At 61.9% G+C, this 19,720-nt stretch carries 15 protein-coding genes; all 15 read left to right on the plus strand.

From position 1 onward, the window contains the following. Window positions 1-109 precede the first annotated feature (109 nt). The 15 genes from NKJ58_RS29635 to NKJ58_RS29705 all read left to right on the plus strand — a co-directional run bounded on the left by NKJ58_RS29635 (window position 110) and on the right by NKJ58_RS29705 (window position 18,204). Window positions 110-1,102, plus strand: coding sequence for a polyprenyl synthetase family protein (locus tag NKJ58_RS29635; protein WP_352854587.1), 993 nt, complete (start codon window positions 110-112; stop codon window positions 1,100-1,102). Window positions 1,103-1,248: 146 nt separating this feature from the next. After that, window positions 1,249-2,799 (plus strand): hypothetical protein, encoded by a 1,551-nt coding sequence (locus NKJ58_RS29640; protein WP_352854573.1) that lies wholly within the window; start codon window positions 1,249-1,251, stop codon window positions 2,797-2,799. Further along, window positions 2,796-3,698, plus strand: coding sequence for a terpene synthase family protein (locus NKJ58_RS29645; RefSeq protein WP_352854574.1), 903 nt, complete (start codon window positions 2,796-2,798; stop codon window positions 3,696-3,698). Before NKJ58_RS29640 ends, NKJ58_RS29645 begins: the two co-directional genes overlap by 4 nt. A gap of 28 nt (window positions 3,699-3,726) precedes the next feature. Beyond that, a complete protein-coding gene (fni, locus tag NKJ58_RS29650; RefSeq protein WP_502899979.1) occupies window positions 3,727-4,830 on the plus strand; it encodes a type 2 isopentenyl-diphosphate Delta-isomerase in 1,104 nt (367 codons plus the stop codon). A 1,110-nt stretch (window positions 4,831-5,940) separates the two neighbouring features. Beyond that, a complete protein-coding gene (locus NKJ58_RS29655; protein ID WP_352854575.1) occupies window positions 5,941-6,360 on the plus strand; it encodes a DUF4258 domain-containing protein in 420 nt (139 codons plus the stop codon). Further along, window positions 6,353-6,805: a helix-turn-helix domain-containing protein gene (locus NKJ58_RS29660; RefSeq protein WP_023706400.1), complete on the plus strand. Its 453-nt coding sequence runs from the start codon at window positions 6,353-6,355 to the stop codon at window positions 6,803-6,805. Before NKJ58_RS29655 ends, NKJ58_RS29660 begins: the two co-directional genes overlap by 8 nt. Window positions 6,806-7,282: 477 nt before the next feature. Beyond that, entirely contained in the window at window positions 7,283-7,630 is a 348-nt protein-coding gene (locus NKJ58_RS29665; RefSeq protein ID WP_156936469.1) for a helix-turn-helix domain-containing protein, read from the plus strand. Beyond that, complete coding sequence (locus tag NKJ58_RS29670) at window positions 7,605-8,861, plus strand: type II toxin-antitoxin system HipA family toxin (protein ID WP_352854576.1); 1,257 nt, start codon at window positions 7,605-7,607, stop codon at window positions 8,859-8,861. The genes NKJ58_RS29665 and NKJ58_RS29670 overlap by 26 nt, the downstream gene beginning before the upstream one ends. A 474-nt stretch (window positions 8,862-9,335) precedes the next feature. Then, the gene (gene nifH / locus NKJ58_RS29675; protein WP_023706403.1) at window positions 9,336-10,229 is read left to right on the plus strand and encodes a nitrogenase iron protein; all 894 of its coding nucleotides are present in this window, start codon (window positions 9,336-9,338) and stop codon (window positions 10,227-10,229) included. 95 nt (window positions 10,230-10,324) lie between these two features. Further along, window positions 10,325-11,827 (plus strand): nitrogenase molybdenum-iron protein alpha chain, encoded by a 1,503-nt coding sequence (gene nifD, locus NKJ58_RS29680; protein WP_352812844.1) that lies wholly within the window; start codon window positions 10,325-10,327, stop codon window positions 11,825-11,827. Window positions 11,828-11,953: 126 nt separating this feature from the next. Then, a complete protein-coding gene (nifK, locus tag NKJ58_RS29685; RefSeq protein WP_352854577.1) occupies window positions 11,954-13,495 on the plus strand; it encodes a nitrogenase molybdenum-iron protein subunit beta in 1,542 nt (513 codons plus the stop codon). A 56-nt stretch (window positions 13,496-13,551) separates the two neighbouring features. Next, on the plus strand, window positions 13,552-16,431 hold the full coding sequence (locus NKJ58_RS29690; protein ID WP_352854578.1) for a bifunctional nitrogenase iron-molybdenum cofactor biosynthesis protein NifEN: 2,880 nt from the start codon (window positions 13,552-13,554) through the stop codon (window positions 16,429-16,431). After that, window positions 16,397-16,894 carry a nitrogen fixation protein NifX gene (gene nifX / locus NKJ58_RS29695; protein WP_352854579.1) on the plus strand — a complete coding sequence of 166 codons (498 nt, stop codon included), beginning with the start codon at window positions 16,397-16,399 and terminating at the stop codon, window positions 16,892-16,894. The genes NKJ58_RS29690 and nifX overlap by 35 nt, the downstream gene beginning before the upstream one ends. A 17-nt stretch (window positions 16,895-16,911) precedes the next feature. Further along, entirely contained in the window at window positions 16,912-17,391 is a 480-nt protein-coding gene (locus NKJ58_RS29700) for a NifX-associated nitrogen fixation protein (RefSeq protein WP_286461356.1), read from the plus strand. A gap of 27 nt (window positions 17,392-17,418) precedes the next feature. Further along, entirely contained in the window at window positions 17,419-18,204 is a 786-nt protein-coding gene (locus tag NKJ58_RS29705) for a response regulator transcription factor (RefSeq protein ID WP_352854580.1), read from the plus strand. Window positions 18,205-19,720 lie beyond the last annotated feature (1,516 nt).

Raw genomic sequence — 19,720 nt, forward strand, 5'->3', positions numbered from 1 at the left:
TGGCAAGGCAGCGGCGCCGGCGGGGCGCGGCATTGCTGCACTCGGCGCACGCACTCGTGTGACGACTTGCGCTCGCCGTGGCCGTCTCAGCTACAAGGACATGAACAACATGCAAACCGGTTCCACAATACACGGCGACCGAACTGGCGTTTCCGCATTCGGCGGATTGGGCGCGCAGGCGCGCGGCGAATCTGCCGGGCTGCTCCCCGAGATCTGGATGCAGGACGGCGCAAAGCGGGTCGAACAGGCTCTGGGGCGTCTGCTCTGCGCCGAAGACGACGGTAAGACGGAGCTGATGGCGGCCATGCGCTACGCCACCTTGCATGGCGGGAAGCGCACCCGCGCCTTGCTCTGTCTGGCTGCCGGCGCACTGGCGGGCACGCCGGCGCACATGCTCGACGACGTCGGTGCCGCCGTCGAGATGATGCACGCCTGTACCCTGGTCCACGACGATCTGCCCGCGATGGACGACGACGTGCTTCGCCGCGGCCTTCCGACCGTGCACGTAAAGTTCGGCGAAGCCACTGCGATCCTGGTCGGCGATGCGCTGCAGGCCCACGCCTTCCTGACGCTGGCGAGCCTGGATGCGCCGGGCGACAATCGTATCGCGCTCGTGCGCGAACTGGCGCAGGCGGTGTCCGCCGAGGGTGCCGCAGGCGGGCAGGCCATGGATCTGTCCCTGGTCGGAAAGCACGCCGGGCTGGACAGGATCCTAGCGATGCACCGGATGAAAACCGGAGCGCTAGTGCGCGCGTCGGTTCGCATGGGCGCGCTATACTCCATCACGGAGGATGCCGCGCACGCTGCGCTGTACTGTGCGCTCGATCGCTACACCGCCTGTTTTGGCCTGGCCTTGCAGGTGGCCGACGACATTCTCGACGCGACGGCGGATACCGCGACTCTTGGCAAGACCCCCGGCAAGGACGCGGCGGCGCAGAAGCCGACCTGCGCGTCAATCATGGGGCTGCAGGCAGCGCGCCAGTTCGCCCAGTACTTGTTGCACGACGCCGGGGAGGCCATCGCCCCTCTGGGGCCGCGTGCGGAAGGGTTGGCTCAGATGCTGCAGCGGGCCAACGTCTATCTGTCCGCGCCATACGCATGAGCGCGCCCATCCGTAAGGACTCGCCCCTGTGCTGGTGCGATCGGCCGGCGGGCGCTGCATGCTGCACTGTGTCCGTGTCGGCGGCGACGTGCGCGGCGTCTGCCCGTTTCTGTTCTCGTTAGCCCTCTGCAGAAGGAACATCCCGCGTGAACGCGCTGTCCGAACAGATCCTTTCCGAATTGCGCCACCTGCTGAACGAGATGAGCGACGGCGGCAGCGTCGGCCCGTCCATCTACGACACGGCGCGAGCTCTGCAGTTCCACGGCAACGTCACCGGTCGGCAGGACGCGTACACGTGGCTCATCGCGCAGCAACAGGCCGATGGCGGATGGGGAAGTGCGGACTTCCCGCTGTTTCGCCATGCGCCCACGTGGGCGGCGTTGCTGGCATTGCAGCGTGCCGATCCTCTTCCCGGCGCTGCCGACGCAGTCCAGGCTGCAATCCGGTTCCTCGAGCGCCAGCCCGATCCCTACGCGCATGCGGTGCCGGAAGACGCGCCCATCGGCGCGGAGCTGATCCTGCCACAGTTGTGCGACGAGGCCGCATCGTTGCTGGGCGGCTTGGCGTTTCCGCGCCACCCGGCGCTGTTGCCGTTGCGGCAAGCACGCCTGGTCAAGTTGGGCGCTGTGGCGACGTTGCCGAGCGGCCATCCGTTGCTGCACTCCTGGGAAGCCTGGGGGACGTCGCCGGCCACCGCATGCCCGGACGACGACAGCAGCATCGGCATCAGTCCAGCGGCCACCGCCGCGTGGCGTGCGCACGCCGTGACACAGGGAAGAACGGCCCAAGTCTGGCGCACCGACGGGTATCTGCAGGCGGCATCGCGGGCGACGCGCACCGGCATCGAAGGTGTCGTTCCCAACGTCTGGCCAATCAATGTGTTCGAGCCATCCTGGTCGCTGTACACCCTGCATCTGGCCGGTCTGTTCGCGCATCCCGCTTTCGCCGAGGCGGTGCAAGTGATCATCGCGCAGCTCGACGCCCGCCTCGGAGCGCGCGGTCTGGGCCCGGCCTTGCACTTCGCGGCCGATGCGGACGACACCGCCGTTGCGTTGTGCGTCCTTCGCCTTGCAGGGCGCGACCCGGCGGCCGACGCGTTGCGCCAGTTCGAAACCGGCGAGCTCTTCGTCACCTTCCCGGGCGAGCGCAATGCCTCGGTGTCGACGAACATCCATGCCCTGCATGCGTTGCGAATGTTGGGAAAGCCCGCCGCCGGCACCAGCGCCTACGTCGAGGCCAATCGCAACCCGCACGGTCTATGGGACAACGAAAAATGGCACGTTTCGTGGCTGTATCCCACCGCGCATGCGATTGCTGCGCTGGCGCAAGGCAACCCCCAGTGGCGCGACGAGCGCGCGCTGGCCGGGCTGCTGCGGGCGCAACGCGACGACGGCGGCTGGGGCGCCGGTCGCGCGTCTACATTCGAGGAAACCGCCTATGCGCTGTTCGCGTTGCACGTGATGGACGGGAGCGAAGAGCCGGCAGGGCGCCGGCGCATCGCGCAGGCGGTGGCGCGTGCGCTGAAGTGGATGCTCGCCCGCCACGCGGCGCATGTATTGCCCCAGACGCCGCTGTGGATCGGCAAGGAACTGTATTGCCCCACCCGGGTGGTGCGCGTGGCCGAACTCGCCGGGTTGTGGCTGGCGCTTCGTTGGGGGCGGCGCGTCTCGGCCGAGGGAGCAGGAGGGGGGCCATGATCCCGACCGATCGCGCGCTGCAGCAGGTGCTGGAGTGGGGGCGTTCCCTGACCGGGTTCGCCGACGAGCATGGCGTGGAAGCAGTCCGGGGCGGCCAGTACATCTTGCAGCGCATCCATCCGAGCCTGCGCGACGCCAGCGCTCGCACCGGCCGCGATCCGCTGGACGAAACGCTGATCGTTGCCTTCTATCGCGAACTGGCGCTGCTGTTCTGGCTCGACGATTGCAACGACCTTGGCCTGATTGCGCCGGAGCAGCTCGCCGCAGTCGAGCAGGCGCTGGGGCAAGGCGTGCCGTGTGTGCTCCCCGGATTCGAGGGCTGTGCTGCGCTGCGCGCTTCGCTGGCCGCGCTCGCCTACGATCGTCGCGACTATGTCCAGCTTCTCGAGGATACCCGGTGCTACTGCGCGGCGCTGCGCGCCGGACACGCGAAGGCGGCAGGGGAGGAGCGCTGGTCCTACGCCGAGTACTTGCAGAACGGCGTGGATTCGATCGCCTACACGAACGTGTTCTGTTGCCTGTCGTTGCTGTGGGGGCTGGACATGGCGACCTTGCGCGCGAGTCCGGCGTTTCGCCAGGCCCTGCGGCTCATATCCGCAATAGGGCGCTTGCAGAACGATCTGCATGGACGCGAAAAGGATAGATCGGCCGGCGAGGCCGACAACGCGGCGATCCTGCTGCTGCAGCGCTATCCCGCCATGCCTGTGGTGGAGTTCCTCAAGGACGAGTTGGCCGGCCACACACGCATGCTGCACCGGGTGATGGCGGAAGAACGTTTTCCCGCGCCGTGGGGACCGTTGATCGAGGCCATGGCGGCAGTCCGCGCGCAGTACTACGAGACCTCGACCAGCCGCTACCGCAGCGACGCTGCAGGCGGAGGCCAGCGTGCGCCGGCCTGAACGCGGGGGAAACGATGGCGTGCGCGCGCTGCCGTCGGTCCGACCCGACGCAACGCCGTCGCCCGATGACGCGGATGGAGCGAGCATCAGCGACACCAAGTTGAGCCGACGCAAGGACGACCACCTGGACATCGTGCTGAATCGGCGAACCGCACGGGCCAAGGCCGCCGGCTGGGAGTACATCCGTTTCGAACACTGCGCATTGCCCGAGTTGGATCTGACGCAGATCGACCTGAGCGCCTCGCTGCTGGGCAAGACCATGCGCGCGCCGCTGCTGATCAGCTCCATGACCGGCGGCATGCCACGCGCGGAGTCCATCAACCGGCATCTGAGCGAGGCAGCGCAAGCCTTGGGGATCGCCATGTGCGTCGGTTCGCAGCGCGTGAGCCTGCAATCCCGCAACTCCCATGGGCTGACGCGCGCGCTGCGCCGCCTGGCCCCAGACGTTCCATTGCTTGCCAATATCGGCGCCGCGCAACTGCGCGAGGCCGACGGCCTGGACCTCGCGCGCCGGGCGGTGGATGCACTGGAGGCCGATGGACTCATCGTCCATCTCAATCCGCTGCAGGAAGCGGTACAGCCGGAGGGCGACCGCGACTGGCGCGGCGTCCTGGCGCAGATCGCTCGCGCCGCACGCAGCGTCGGCGTGCCAATCGTGGCGAAGGAAGTGGGGTCGGGCCTGTCCGCCTCGGTGGCCCGTGCGCTCGTCGAGGCGGGCGTGGCGGTGATCGATGTCGCCGGCGCCGGCGGCACTAGCTGGGCCGCGGTGGAGGGCGAGCGGGCCCGCGATGCCGCCGACCGCGCAGTGGCAATGGCATTCGCGGATTGGGGGATTGCGACCCCGGCCAGCGTGCAGGCGGTACGTCGGGCGCTGCCAGCGGTAAAGCTGATCGCGTCGGGCGGGATCAGCGACGGCGTCGACGTGGCCAAGGCTATCCGTCTTGGCGCGGACATCGCCGGGCAGGCAGCCGGCGTGCTGCGCGCGGCTACGCAATCCAGCGAGGCCGTTGTCGCGCATTTCGAGATCGTTATCCGCCAGTTGGCCGTCGCCTGCTTCTGCACCGGCTCGGCTGATCTGGTGGCGTTGCGTCAGGCGCGCTTGTTGCCCTCGGCGCATCTGCCCGCCGGTTGATCCCGGCGTCGCGCGCCCGTGGCGGCGGGCGCCTAGTCTTATGAGTCAGAAAGTCTCGGATGCGGGGGGAATCGCGCTGGTCGCGGGCTTGTCCGGGTGCTGCTTCGTGATCAGGGAGGCACCCCGCCATGCCCGAACGGACAGCCGAGAGTAAAGCGGTATCCGACGGATACTTGATCAGGGTGATCGGTAACGCCGACCGAGCTGAGCCCTTGAAAGGGTCGGAACAAGGTGCGCCGGGAGACCGGCAGGAGCAGATGGTGCAAATCCATTGCAATGAACGAGTAGCGGTCCACAACTTCTCTGGGGTCAAACACGGGTTGTTAGGCTCAAGCAGTTCATCAGCATGCTTTGAGACAAAGCGATGGCGGTGGAATGGTCGGTTATGATCGAGGGCTGGAACGAATTGGGAGACATGCCGGTAAGGTCCGGATAGACAAGAGCTGGGAGAGCCTGTTCTACGGCGACATCAGTTGTCGATCTGCGATAGTAGAAGATCATGGCAGCGCTGCAAAGGAACGCGGTCGTGAATCATCAGGCGGTGACGTATGCCTTCTTCGCCGGATTTGCCCGGATTGCCATACTTTCCGGCAGGTCAAGGAGTTTGCGATACGCCGGAGCCGAACGTCTTCGGCGCCGTTGAGCTTAATCCCCGATGGATGCTGTGACAGGAATGCCATCAAGGGATGGTCGGTGCCTTCGCTCTGAAGGAAATTTGTCCCGACATGGGAGTTGATGGAACCGACGGCGCGGCTAGGAAGCATGCGCCCTACCGGGAGGCGGCGAAGTGTGGCGATTTCTGCCCACTGGCGTTGACGGACAAAGTATCATCATGATACCTACGCCCATGTGATTCACCCCGTCTCCCTAGGAGCGCCGTGCTCCGGAAAGGAGGTGATGAGCATGAGCAGGAAGACGATTACGGTTGGCCGCAGTGCGGTCTCGGGTCGGTTCACGACTGTTACGACTGCGGTTCGCAAGCCGAACACGCATATCGTGACGCACATCAAGAAGTGATAAATAGGGCGCCCTTACCTCCCAGGGCGCCCTTTTTATCGTGGAGAGATTTTTTACCAAATCACAAATTTTAGCGAAAGGGACTCTTTTAAAATGTATCATAGTGATATACCTAAGGTGAAACCAAGCGGGCATGGGGGCGTTGTAGTCCGTCGTTGTGATTGGCCGAAGGGGCAAGCAACGGACGAAATACGCGCGATTGCGCGTTCGAAAGCGCTTACGATTTCCTATAAGCGCCACGCGATCGACCGTATGGCCGAACGAAACATTATCATGGGTGACGTTTTGTACGTCCTCAAAAATGGCTTTGTGCACATGGAGCCGATGGAGAGTACGCGACCCGCGTACAAAAAATATGCGATGGAAGGTCTCTGTCCCAACGGCAATAGCCGCACTCTGAGAGTGATAGTCATTCCTGAGAAGACCGGCACCTTCCTAAAAATTGTCAGTGTTATGTGGGTTGACGAGCCGTCTACCCGCGCAGGTACGTTGAATGGAGAATGCGATGAATAGCCACCACTACACCGAATGCGGACTGAAGAACGTTTTCATTAGCGGTCTTGATTTCGTGAACGACGATGAAGGTGACGAAATCATCACCATCCCGGCTGTCAACGAACTTCATCGTGTAATCGCTCTTGGCATAGTCTCACACGAGCATGGGATTAGCCCTGACGAGCTCCGTTTTCTGAGAACAGAAATGGGGTATACTCAAGCTGAGCTTGCTGTGCTTGTTCACCACGACAAGCAGTCAGTGGGACGATGGGAGCGGGGCGAGTTTGTGATCGATGGGTCGGCGGAGACAATCATCCGGCGTTTAGCGATTGAAAAACTCGATCTAGCTTCCGGAGCTGGGATGGATGAGCTGTCGCGTCGGAGTGTGCACACACTGAAGCCGCAACCGATCCAAATTCAGCACAGCAATGACGACGGATACCAGCTTCTAGCAGCCGCTTAGACCAAGCCATGGGTGGTCGTCCCACCCGCCCGAGTGGGAGGGGCGACCACCTGGCCTTTGCCAGCCTTGATCAGCGGCCATGCGCTTTCGTGCTTCTAGTTCCAATCGCGTCGATGTCGTCCCATCCAGCTTTTAGGCCTGTCCGGACGTCACCACTTTAACGGCAGCTGAAATCGCTCATCTCTTTCGTGTTCATAGGGACACCGTCGGGCGCATTGCGCCGAGGTCAAAATAGCCATTTCGCTGAATGTTCGCAGTTGGCCGTTTTCGGGCGACGTACGCACCTGGCCGGCCCAGTCGGTAGAAACGCCGGGTGCACGGTGGCAGTAGCAGCTGCTCTTCGAGGACCGCCGTTCGCTCTGAGGCGCTAAAGATATCTTTGCATATCATCATTTCCATATATGATACGTGAACAGATCATAAAGCTTTGACTTGCTCCGCTGGATAAGATACCCCTGCGTATCATTTGGCATTGGAATGAATCATCTGCGTATCGTTATGGACTCTGAATCGGAAATTCTGCGCGAAATCGGTGGGCTTTTCAGGAAGGCGAGGCTGGCCGCCGCCATGACGCAGGAGCAGGTTGCTGACTTGGCGGGTATATCCCGTCCCCGCTATCGCGACATCGAAAAGGGAGCCGCAGCGGCGCGTGCGACGACCCTCATGAATATCGCTCGCGCGCTCGGTCTGGAAATGATGCTGGTTCCGCAAGTCATGGTGCCGGCTGTCCAGGCTCTATTGCGTCCACATGATGATGACGATCGACCCGCCTTTGTTTCTCAACCTGACGATGACGATCATGGCTCCAGTCTTTCGCGCACCTAAGACGATCCCGTCGCTGGACGTGCTCTTGAACGCAGCGAAAATCGGCACAATCGTCAGGACGCCGGGCGATTTCAATGCATTCAACTTCGATGAGGCCTACCGCGCGACGGGCGGCTTTCCGGTTCTCAGCCTGTCGTTCCGGGCAGCGACGGGAGGATTGCGGAAAGATCCGAAGCCTCTGGCAAGCGCCTTGCCCGCATTCTTCGCGAACCTCCTGCCGGAGGAGAAATTGCGCGAGGCGATGGAAAGGCACCACGAAGGCAATGTGCGGCCAGGCAATGATTTCGACCTTTTAGCGGCGCTGGGCGCCGATCTGCCGGGAGCCGTACGGGCGTTGCCCAGTGACGGCGCGATAGCGGTTTCACAGGACGCTTCAAAGGATCAGCCCAAGGCACGGTTCTCGCTTGCCGGCGTGCAGATGAAGCTGTCGGTCATGAAGAACATTGGAAAAGGCGGCGGCCTTACCTTGCCGATGGACGACGAGCAGGGCCGGTACATCGCCAAGTTCCCTTCGACGGCGTTTCCGGGCGTTTCCGAGAACGAATTCGCCAACCTGGCGCTGGCAGCAGCAATCGGCATGGAGGTTCCTGAACGCGAACTTGTCGAGAAGTCCGATTTTGAGGATATTCCCGAAGAATTCAACACGCTGTCAGAGGGCAAGGTCCTTCTCGTCAAACGCTTCGATCGCGGCGCTGAGGGCGAGAGGATACACATCGAGGATTTCGCTCAGGTCTTCGGTGTCTACCCCTCGCGCAAATATGAGGGGGCTGCTTATCACGACATAGCCTTGGCTCTTGGCGTGGCCGTCTCGCCTACGGCGGCTCTCGAATTCGTCCGCCGCCTGGCACTGACCGTCATCACCGGCAATGGCGACATGCACCTGAAGAACTGGTCTTTGATCTATCCCGATAACGGCGACAAGCCGGCGCTTGCACCAATCTACGACCTCCTGTCCACCGTGCCATATATTCCCGCCGACGCCATGGCGCTGTCGCTTGGAGGAGAGCGCTCGTTCAAGGCGCTAGCAGCACCGCGATGGAAAGCATTTGCGAACCGTGCACGGCTTCCGGAGCCAGCAGTCCTGAAGGCAGTGGTCGAGACGGTCAAACTCGTCAACGAGTACTGGTGGCATCTGCCTGAGCGCGACGTTGTCGCAGCGAAAGTGCTCGAGCGGATCGACGAACATGTGAAGGCGATGACGACGGTACTGAACTCCTGCGCCGAGAAGTAAACCGAGTCCCTCGGGTTGATATAGCGGACACTATTCGCCCGTGCCCCGGATGAGTGGCCGTGGATCGGTGGCATGCTAGGATCGCGCGCAAAGTCGGCGGAGTGTCCACTTGGACACGCGTTGAGCAAGCACGTCAGCTCGCGGGCACAGAAGAGTTCGCAGCATCCCGCAGAGGGTCGAGATGCTGTTCGTCCACCTCAATACAACGATGCGGTTCAACCGAATGCGGTGACTGAGGATCGCGATCCGACGCTTTGTGTCGCCAATGTCGCGTCCGCTACACGGGCCGTTCCGACGATCCTTTCTTGGAACTCAAGCTAAACCCCTGAAAAGCAACCATGAAGTTATTCTTCGGTTGGATCAGCCAAATTGGCATGAGTCTTGAGATCCTTAGGTGCGAGGCGGCTAGAGCTGCCCGACCGGCATTCAAGTCGCGGCAGCCGCGATGAATGGGAACGAAGGAAGGAAAGCTACATGTCAGGTTTGCGTCAGATCGCCTTTTACGGCAAGGGCGGCATCGGCAAGTCCACCACCTCCCAAAATACGCTCGCCGCCCTGGTCGACCTCGGGCAGAGAATCCTCATCGTCGGCTGCGACCCCAAAGCCGACTCCACCCGCCTGATCCTCAACGCGAAGGCGCAGGATACGGTCCTGCATCTCGCGGCAGAGGAAGGTTCGGTGGAAGACCTGGAACTCGCGGACGTGCTCAAGGTCGGCTACAAAGGCATCAAATGCGTGGAGTCGGGCGGACCCGAGCCAGGTGTCGGCTGCGCCGGCCGCGGCGTGATCACCTCGATCAACTTCCTCGAGGAGAACGGCGCCTACGACGATGTCGACTATGTCTCCTACGACGTGCTCGGGGATGTGGTGTGTGGCGGTTTCGCGATGCCGATCCGCGAGAACAAGGCCCAGGAAATCTACATCGTCATGTCCGGCGAGATGATGGCGCTCTATGCCGCCAACAACATCGCCAAGGGCATCCTGAAATACGCCCATTCGGGCGGCGTGCGGCTCGGGGGCCTGATCTGCAACGAGCGCCAAACTGACCGCGAACTCGACCTCGCCGAGGCGCTTGCTTCCAGGCTCAATTCCAAACTTATCCACTTCGTGCCGCGCGACAACATCGTCCAGCACGCCGAGCTCAGGAAGATGTCTGTGATCCAGTATGCGCCGGACTCCAAGCAGGCCGGCGAATACAGGGCGCTGGCCGAGAAGATCCATGGGAATTCGGGCCAGGGCACCATCCCGACCCCGATCACCATGGAGGAGCTCGAGGACATGCTGCTCGACTTCGGCATCATGAAGACCGACGAGCAGATGCTTGCCGAGCTTCAGGTCAAGGAAGCGGCCAAGGCGGCCGCACAGTAGCGACCGCTGCGACATAAGGCGCCGCCTGACCTGGTGCGCCTTTCAAAGAACGGCGCCTCGTCGGTGAGGCGTCCCTGAACCTTGAAAGGGGTCCCATGAGCCTGGAATACGAGAATGACGGTGCCCTCCATGCGAAGCTTATCGAGGAGGTGCTGTCGCAATATCCTGACAAGTCGGCGAAGCGCCGCAAAAAGCACCTCAACGTCGCAAAGAGCGGCGACGAGGCTGGCGAGGAAAGCGAGGTCCTTTCCGAATGCGATGTCAAATCGAACATCAAGTCCATCCCCGGCGTGATGACGATTCGCGGCTGCGCCTATGCCGGCTCGAAAGGCGTGGTGTGGGGTCCAGTCAAGGATATGGTCCATATCTCGCACGGGCCGGTCGGCTGCGGGCAATATTCCTGGTCTCAACGCCGCAACTACTACGTCGGCACGACCGGCATCGACACGTTCGTCACCATGCAGTTCACCTCCGATTTCCAGGAGAAGGACATTGTTTTCGGCGGCGACAAGAAGCTGGAACGGATCATCGACGAGATCGAGGAACTGTTTCCGCTGAACAAGGGCATGACTGTGCAATCCGAATGCCCGATTGGCCTGATTGGCGACGACACCGAAGCTGTGTCCCGCAACAAGGCCAAGGAGCACGAAAAGACAATCGTGCCGGTGCGCTGCGAGGGCTTCCGCGGCGTCTCGCAATCCCTCGGCCACCACATCGCCAACGACGCGATCCGCGACTGGGTGTTCGAGAAGAAGGACCTCGAGTTCGAGGCCGGCCCGTACGATGTCAATGTGGTCGGCGACTATAATATCGGCGGCGACGCCTGGGCTTCGCGCATTCTGCTCGAGGAGATGGGTCTGCGCGTGGTCGGCAACTGGTCGGGCGACGCTACGCTGGCCGAAATAGAGCGAGCGCCAAAGGCGAAACTCAATCTCATCCATTGCTACAGGTCGATGAACTACATCTGCCGGCACATGGAGGAAAAGTATGGCATCGCCTGGATGGAGTACAATTTCTTCGGGCCCTCCCAGACCGAAGCCTCTCTGCGCAAGATAGCCAAGCACTTCGGGCCGGAAATCGAGGCAAAGGCCGAGGCGGTCATCGCCAAATACCGGCCGCTGGTCGAGGCGGTCATAGCCAAGTACCGGCCGCGCCTCGAAGGCAGGACGGTGATGCTCTATGTCGGCGGGCTGCGCCCCCGTCACGTCGTCACCGCATATGAGGACCTGGGCATGGTGATCGTCGGCACTGGCTATGAATTTGGCCATAACGACGACTATCAGCGCACCGGCCACTACGTGAAAAAGGGCACGCTGATCTATGACGACGTGACTGGTTACGAGCTGGAGAAGTTCATCGAGGGGATCCGTCCCGATCTCGTGGGCTCCGGCATCAAAGAAAAGTACCCGGTCCAGAAGATGGGCATACCGTTCCGTCAAATGCATTCCTGGGATTATTCCGGCCCGTATCATGGCTACGACGGCTTCGCCATCTTCGCGCGCGATATGGACCTGGCTATCAACAACCCGGTCTGGAACCTCTACGACGCCCCCTGGAAGAAAAAAGCCGAGCCGTCGGCGGCGATCGCAGCCGAATGAAACCCTGGCCTCCCGGAAGCCGGGAGGCCGCGAACGCCTGTGGCCGCTTGTCCGCGGGAGACCTGAAAACGTTTCGACGTCCCTGTGCCGCCGTATGGCGGGCCAGATGGAAAGAGGTAACCACCCATGCCGCAGTCGGCTGAAAAAGTTCTCGACCACGCTCCCCTGTTCCGCGAACCGGAATACAGGCAGATGCTTGCCGAGAAGAAGCTGAATTTCGAATGTCCGCACCCGGACCAGATCGTTACCGACCAACGCGAATTCACCAAGACGTGGGAATACCGCGAAAAGAATCTCGCTCGCCAAGCGCTTGTCGTGAACCCCGCCAAGGCCTGCCAGCCGCTCGGCGCGGTCTTCGCGGCCGCGGGCTTCGAGCGAACCATGTCATTCGTCCACGGCAGCCAGGGCTGCGTGGCCTATTACCGCTCGCACCTGTCGCGCCATTTCAAGGAGCCTGCTTCGGCGGTTTCATCCTCGATGACCGAGGACGCGGCAGTGTTCGGCGGCCTGAAGAACCTGGTCGATGGGCTCGCCAACACGTACCAACTCTACGACCCAAAGATGATCGCCGTCTCGACCACTTGTATGGCGGAGGTCATTGGCGATGACCTGCACAGCTTCATCGAGAACGCCAAGGACGAAGGCTCGGTCCCGCGCGACTTCGACGTCCCCTTCGCCCATACGCCGGCCTTCGTCGGCAGTCATGTCGATGGCTACGACGTCACGCTCAAGGGGATTTTGGAGCATTTCTGGAAAGGCGAGGAGCGAACGGAAGCCGAGGGGACCATCAACGTCATTCCGGGCTTCGACGGATTCTGTGTTGGCAACAACCGGGAACTCAAGCGCCTGCTCGACCTGATAGGCGTGTCCTATACCTTGATCCAAGACGCCTCTGACCAGTTCGACACGCCGTCCGACGGCGAATACCGGATGTATGACGGCGGCACGAAGATCGAAGACGTGAGGAAGGCGCTCAACGCCGAGGCGACGCTGTCGCTGCAGCATTACAACAGCCGAAAAACGCTAGAGTATTGCGAGGGGGTGGGGCAGGCGACGGCCTCGTTCCATTACCCGCTCGGTGTAAAGGCGACTGACGACTTCCTGATGGAGGTTTCCGCGATTTCCGGCAAGCAAATCCCCGAGGCAATCCGCCTCGAGCGCGGCCGACTTGTCGACGCCATGGCCGACAGCCAATCCTGGCTGCACGGTAAGAAATACGCTATCTACGGCGATCCGGACTTTGTCTACGCCATGGCCCGCTTCATCATGGAGACGGGCGGCGAGCCGACCCATTGCCTCGCCACCAACGGCACGTCGGCATGGGAAGCGGAGTTGAAGGAACTGCTTGCATCATCGCCCTTCGGCAAGGATGCTCAAGTCTGGGCGGGCAAGGACCTCTGGGCGATGCGCTCGCTGCTCTTCACCGAGCCGGTGGACCTGCTGATCGGCAACTCCTATGGCAAGTATCTGGAGCGCGACACCGGCACGCCGCTGATCCGGCTGACGTTTCCGATCTTCGATCGCCACCATCACCATCGGTTTGCGCTGATGGGCTACCAAGGCGGGTTGCGCGTGCTGACGACGATCCTCGACAAGATCTTCGACAAGCTCGATCGCGAGACAAGCGAGACGGGCGTGACGGACTATTCGTATGACCTCACCCGCTAAGCTTGACGGTCGGCTTTGGCCGGTCGTCTTCCCGAGGGACTTTGGAGACCGACGCAATGTCCTTGCTCAGAGCCAAAATCCAGGATGTCTTCAACGAGCCTGGCTGCGAAAAGAACCGCGGCAAGGATGCCAAGGCGCGCAAGGAGGGCTGTTCGAAGCCACTGATCCCCGGGGCGGCGGCCGGCGGCTGTGCCTTCGATGGCGCCAAGATCGTGCTGCAGCCGATCACGGACGTCGCACACCTGGTCCATGGGCCGCTCGCCTGCGAGGGCAATTCCTGGGACAACCGCGGTGCGGCTTCGTCCGGGCCAACGCTGTGGCGCACGAGCTTCACGACAGACCTCACCGAACTCGATGTTGTCATGGGGCAGGGCGAGCGGAAGCTCTTCAAAGCGATCCGCGAGATCAAGGAAGCGTATGGGCCGCCGGCGATCTTCGTCTATCCAACCTGCGTGACGGCGCTGATCGGCGACGACATAGAGGCCGTCTGCCAGCGCGCGGCGGAAAAGTTCGGCTTGGCCGTTGTACCGGTCAATGCGCCGGGCTTCGTCGGCTCCAAGAATCTTGGCAACAAGCTTGCCGGCGAGGCGTTGCTCAAGCATGTCATCGGAACGGCCGAGCCCGACGATCCCGGCCCTTACGACATCAACATCCTTGGCGAATTCAACCTCTCAGGCGAATTCTGGCTGGTGAAGCCGCTGCTGGATCGGCTCGGGATCCGGGTGCGCGCCTGCATTCCGGGTGACGCGCGTTACTTCGACATTGCCTGCGCGCACCGCGCCCGGGCGGCTATGATGGTGTGCTCCACTGCGCTCATCAATCTCGCCCGCAAGATGCACGAGCGCTGGGGCATCCCGTTTTTCGAGGGCTCCTTCTACGGCATCACCGATACCTCGGATGCACTCCGGAACATAGCTGAGCTGCTCGTGAAGCAGGGTGCTGATCCGGAGATCCTCGGCCGCACCGAGGCATTGATTGCAGAGGAAGAAGCGATCGCCTGGAAGAAGCTAGCCGCCTACCGGCAGAGGCTCGAAGGTAAGCGCGTGCTGCTCAACACCGGCGGCGTGAAGTCCTGGTCGGTCGTCCATGCGCTGATGGAGATCGGGATCGAGATCGTTGGCACCTCTGTCAAGAAGTCGACCGTGGAAGACAAGGAGCGGATCAAGCAGACCCTCAAGGACGAGAACCGTATATTCGAGCAGATGGCAGCGCGCGAGCTTTACGCCATGCTCTCCGAACACAAGGCCGATATCCTGCTATCAGGCGGGCGCACGCAATTCGTCGCTCTGAAGGCCAAGACACCTTGGCTCGATATCAACCAGGAGCGTCAACACCCTTACGCCGGCTATGACGGCATGGTGGAACTCGTACGCCAGATCGACCTGGCCATTCAAAACCCCATCTGGTGCCAGCTACGGGAGCCGGCACCATGGGATTGCCAGCCTGCGGTGAGGGAGGAACTGCCGCGCACGAAAAGCGAGACCGTGACCTTGCATGCTGTCCAGGAATTCTCCGGCACGACGCCGCTGATTTCGGCGAGTGTTGAGAAGCCAATGGGCCGCATCCTTCCCCAGACCAAAGCGGCGGCGGTCAATCCGCTGAAGTCATCGCAGCCTCTGGGTGCCGCCTTGGCCTTTCTTGGCGTCGACGGCGCGATGCCGTTGTTCCACGGCAGCCAGGGGTGCACCAGCTTCGCGCTCGTGCTCTTCGTGCGACATTTCAAGGAAGCCATTCCCTTGCAGACAACCGCGATGGACGAGGTCGCGACGATCCTCGGCGGGGCAGACCATCTGGAAGAGGCGATCCTCAACCTCAAGGCCCGCACAAAGCCAACGCTGATCGGGGTTTGCACGACCGCGCTGTTGGAAACCCGGGGCGAAGACTGCGCAGGAGATATCGCCAATATCAGGCTGAAGCGCACGGAAGAACTCGCGGGTACGGAGGTGGTGCTAGCCAACACACCGGATTTCGATGGCGCGATCGAAGAGGGCTGGGCCAAAGCTGTCACCGCAATGATCGAAGGGATTACACGGCCCGGCGAGCAGGCGCGGCAATCGAAGAAGATCGTGATCCTGCCTGGCTGGAACCTCACTGTGGCTGACATCGAGCATTTGCGTCAGATGGTTGAAAGCTTTGGACTGAAGCCGGTGGTTCTGCCGGATGTATCCGGCTCGCTCGACGGAACGGTGCCCGACCGTTGGGTCACCACCACCTATGGCGGCACCAGCGTCGAGGATATCCGCGAGCTTGGCACGGCCGAGCAATGTATCGTCATCGGTGAGCATATGCGCCGCCCGGCCGAGCTGCTGCAGAGGTTGACCGGCGTGCCTTACGTGCTGTTCCGGTCGCTGACCGGATTGAGGGACGCCGACCGGTTCGTCTCCCTGCTGTCCGCAGTTTCGGGCGCGGCGGCGCCGGCTGAGGTGCGCCGTCGGCGGGCGCAGTTGCAGGACGCGTTGCTCGACGGACATTTCCACTTTGGAGGCAAGAAAATTGCGATCGCTGCTGAACCAGACCAACTCTACCAACTCGCGAGCTTCTTCATCGGCATGGGCTCCGAAATCGGGGCGGCGGTCACAACGGCCGCTATGTCGAAAATTCTGGAGGAAGTGCCGGCGCAGTCGGTTCAAATCGGCGATCTCGGCGATTTGGAAGCGCTTGGCGCCGGCGCTGATCTTTTCGTTACTCATTCCCACGGCCGCCAGGCGGCGCAGCGCCTCGGCATTCCGCTCATGCGGGTCGGCTTCCCGATCTTCGACCGGCTCGGGGCCCAGCACAAGCTCACAATCCTCTACCAGGGGACCCGCGACCTGATCTTCGAGGTTGCCAACATTTTCGAAGCCAACGGGCGAGCGCCGACGCCTGAGGCGCTTGATCCACTCCGTAAGCGAGAAATGCCAGATGAGCTCCGTTCGTCGCCTCTCGCTCGTCACTGACGAGGTTCACGCACCGAGGCCGGAACGCCAAGCCGGCGCATTGCGCGTGGCGATCGCCACGCAGGACATGAAGAACCTCAACGCCCATTTCGGTTCAGCCAGGCGCTTTGCTGTCTACGACGTGATGCGCGAGGAGTGGAAGCTCGTCGAAGCCGTGGCCTTCGATGACGTTTCCGACGAGAGCGGGAAGCACCCAACTGAGGGCGACGACCGCATCACCCCGAAGGTGGAGGCGCTGAAGGGCTGTCATCTCCTGTTTTGTCTGGCGATCGGCGGACCTTCGGCAGCCAAACTTGTTTCCGCAAAGATCCATCCGATCAAAGTCCCGCAGCCCCAGACCATCCAAGAGGTGCTGTTGCGCACGCAGATGATGCTCAGGACGTGTCCTCCCCCTTGGCTGCGCAAGGTGCTGGCGCAGGCAGGTGTCGCTGAACAGAAACCCTCCTTCGAGGACGAGGGCTAAATTGAGGAGTAGCCGAAATGTTTGAAGCCGCTGTTAGCCCTGCCGCCACCGAGGACGAGGCGGCCCTTGCCACCCCGTTCGTCAAATGCCTCGTGCGGTTGATCCGTGCCAATGATTCCCACGGGTCATGGGAAGGCAAATCGGACCCCGAGCTGCTGGGCGACTTCATCATCACCAGGGAACAGCGCCGTGCAATTCCAATCATCGGCGATCCCGATCCGGACGTGCTGTGGAGGCTCGATAAGTTCTACACCGCCGTCGGGCTTGCGATTGAGGAGCGCACGGGCCTGATGGCATCGCCGATGATGGAGATGAGCCATGAGGGCTTCGGGCGCGTGCTCTTCACAGCCGGGCGGTTGGTCGTTCTGTCAAAGACCCTGCGCGACGTCCACCGGTTCGGTTTCGAGACGTTCTGGAAGCTCGCCGCGGCCGGTACCAAACTGGCCGGCGATGCCACCGCAGCCATTGAGGCTCATCCCGAGGTGGCGCGGGCGTGATGCAACCGACTTTCGATCGAGGGGATCATGTCAGGTCTTGAGGACATGCGGTGGCCAGCCCTCTCAATTGAGGCGGTCCATGCCGATATGGTTCTTGGGGTAGCGCTGATGAAGCCAGGGGTACTGATCTGTTCGCAAGATGCGGAGTTGTATCTGTACTACAGCCACATTCTGGGGGTGGATGGCTTCAGGATTGAACTGGCCAGAAGCGTGGAGGAAGCGCTGGCATTAGCCAGTGAACGGGAGCCGCAGGCCGTGGTGCTGGACTGCCAGCCGGCAAGCTCGACAGGGTCTACCATCTGTGCCCAGCTCAAGGCGGAGTTCCGGAACAGAGGCCTGCTGGTTATTGCGCTGATCGCGCCCGGCGCCGAAAACCAGCAGCTCGATCTCTTGAAGGCAGGTATTGATGAGAGCTTTGTGCGGCCCTTCACGCCGGCGATGCTGCTCGACTATCTACGCACGAAGCTGGCGCTACCGAAGCCGGGTTCAAACGGGATCGAAAATGGCAGCTGGCTCTGCTGCGGCAGCCTTGAGATGAAGCTCGATGCCCACCGAGTTCGCGGCAATGGCCACGACATCCACCTCGGACCTCTCGAATTCAACCTGCTGCGGCAATTTCTTGAGGCTCCCGGCAAGGTCTTCAGCCGAGACGAGCTGATCGACGCGGCCTGGCCGGACAATATCCATATCGGTGAACGCACTGTCGACGTCCATATCAGCCGGATTAGAAAGGCGCTGAAGGCGGCCTCGCCAGGTAGCGTCATTCGTACTGTCAGGTCTGCCGGCTACTCGCTCGAGAAGCCGGACGACTGAATCGCGAACGGATGGTGTGCCACTCTCCGTCTTCGTTGAAAGGCAAGTCTTGCGGTTCGAAACGCGCTACGGGCCCGACATCTCAGGGGGAAGCAGTCAGATGGCCTTCAAGAAAATACTCAGTGTGACGGGAGCTGACCATTCCGATCAGGACGTCGCAATAGCTGCTCGCTTGTGCGCCGAGGTCGGCGCGTATCTTTCCGTACTGATTATATCGCCTCCGCCGCTCCTGATGTCGCCTCCGCTTATTGGTCCCCCTCCGGCGTTGGGCGGTGGCATCCCCGAGTGGTCTAGACATCGCACACACCACATTGCCGCACGGGAACAATTTTCACAGGAGATGGCCAACCTGGAAAAGACATGCAGGGAAATTCACAAAGTGCTGAGAGCCACGTGGCGCTGCTATGATGTCGACACCGAACACTGCGACAAGGCTGGCGTCGGTGACGCGGTGCGACAGCGGGCGCTCTGCACCGACCTGACAATCGTCGGCCCCGCAACTTGGAAGCGCCGTCGCGAAGCACATTCCCCGGACGCCTCTAACGCGCTCGGTGTCTGCTCGCCGAGACAACCCGTAACGCTCAGACAAACGGCCGGGCAGAAGCCCAGGCGTCCTCAATGCGCTCAAACACAGATACTCGAGCCGGCGTCAGGTCGAGAAAGAGAGTCGTTTCAGCGCGGCAGGCCGCGTTCGGACCATAGCCTCTTCGTACTAGCGTTATCACGATTTCCCTCACCACTGGCCGGGAACTGAACACGGAACGACCGTGCAGCGGCCAACGCACCGACCTTCGAGTCCGGCGGTCGGGCTCTTGCCGGCCCTCGGCGCGAACGGTGGCATCAATCACGTAGCATCGCCTGGGATGGTAGCCGTCAGCGGCGAGGGCGGCCGCATCTTCGGCGTTTTCAGTCTGCCTTGGCCCATCGCGTGGCGACCTAGCGGCCTTCAGGCGGGCCAAATTCCGACAACGCTCACATTCGCACCAGGTGGTCCCTGTAGGGCCTGCGCACAGGGACACAGAACAACAAAAGTAGGATCCGGGAGAGTTCACCGGCCCGGCACAGGCCGGCACTCATCCTGGCCCTCTTCCCCAGATCATCATCTGGCGATAACGGTACTCGCGACCCGCAGCCGGACATAACCGGCGTCGTCGTGAAGAACTCCTGCGTCGCCAGCAGGAATTCAAGCGCAAAGCGGAAGAGGTAAGGCAGAGGCGATGCTGGAGGGAGCGGCCCCGCAATCGCAATGGCGTTCCGCTGGGCGACCGGAACGGCAAGAAGCTCAAGCAAGGCTTGAGGCGGACGATGATGACGAGGCTGGCGGCAGCCAACGCGGTCATGCATCTGTTCGTCCCTATATGTCGAGACGTCGGTGGCCACGCTTCTGCGCCGACGGGAAGCGGGTGATGCGTGTCCAAGACCTGACAGTGGCAAAAACATGTCGCGACTAATACAACCGGCTACTGCGCGCCCCGGAAGCCTTTCTAAGGATAATCAAGCGTTTGCTGTACGCTGA

This window comes from Mesorhizobium sp. M0139 (assembly GCF_040322455.1).
GTDB lineage: Bacteria > Pseudomonadota > Alphaproteobacteria > Rhizobiales > Rhizobiaceae > Mesorhizobium.

What these genes read in the sequence shown, in the direction of transcription:
- NKJ58_RS29635 (WP_352854587.1), top strand. Translation starts at nt 110, where the DNA reads ATGCAAACCGGTTCCACAATACACGGCGACCGAACTGGCGTTTCCGCA.
- NKJ58_RS29645 (WP_352854574.1), top strand. Translation starts at nt 2,796, where the DNA reads ATGATCCCGACCGATCGCGCGCTGCAGCAGGTGCTGGAGTGGGGGCGT.
- NKJ58_RS29655 (WP_352854575.1), top strand. Translation starts at nt 5,941, where the DNA reads ATGTATCATAGTGATATACCTAAGGTGAAACCAAGCGGGCATGGGGGC.
- NKJ58_RS29660 (WP_023706400.1), top strand. Translation starts at nt 6,353, where the DNA reads ATGAATAGCCACCACTACACCGAATGCGGACTGAAGAACGTTTTCATT.
- NKJ58_RS29665 (WP_156936469.1), top strand. Translation starts at nt 7,283, where the DNA reads ATGAATCATCTGCGTATCGTTATGGACTCTGAATCGGAAATTCTGCGC.
- NKJ58_RS29670 (WP_352854576.1), top strand. Translation starts at nt 7,605, where the DNA reads ATGGCTCCAGTCTTTCGCGCACCTAAGACGATCCCGTCGCTGGACGTG.
- nifH (WP_023706403.1), top strand. Translation starts at nt 9,336, where the DNA reads ATGTCAGGTTTGCGTCAGATCGCCTTTTACGGCAAGGGCGGCATCGGC.
- nifD (WP_352812844.1), top strand. Translation starts at nt 10,325, where the DNA reads ATGAGCCTGGAATACGAGAATGACGGTGCCCTCCATGCGAAGCTTATC.
- nifK (WP_352854577.1), top strand. Translation starts at nt 11,954, where the DNA reads ATGCCGCAGTCGGCTGAAAAAGTTCTCGACCACGCTCCCCTGTTCCGC.
- NKJ58_RS29690 (WP_352854578.1), top strand. Translation starts at nt 13,552, where the DNA reads ATGTCCTTGCTCAGAGCCAAAATCCAGGATGTCTTCAACGAGCCTGGC.
- nifX (WP_352854579.1), top strand. Translation starts at nt 16,397, where the DNA reads ATGAGCTCCGTTCGTCGCCTCTCGCTCGTCACTGACGAGGTTCACGCA.
- NKJ58_RS29700 (WP_286461356.1), top strand. Translation starts at nt 16,912, where the DNA reads ATGTTTGAAGCCGCTGTTAGCCCTGCCGCCACCGAGGACGAGGCGGCC.
- NKJ58_RS29705 (WP_352854580.1), top strand. Translation starts at nt 17,419, where the DNA reads ATGTCAGGTCTTGAGGACATGCGGTGGCCAGCCCTCTCAATTGAGGCG.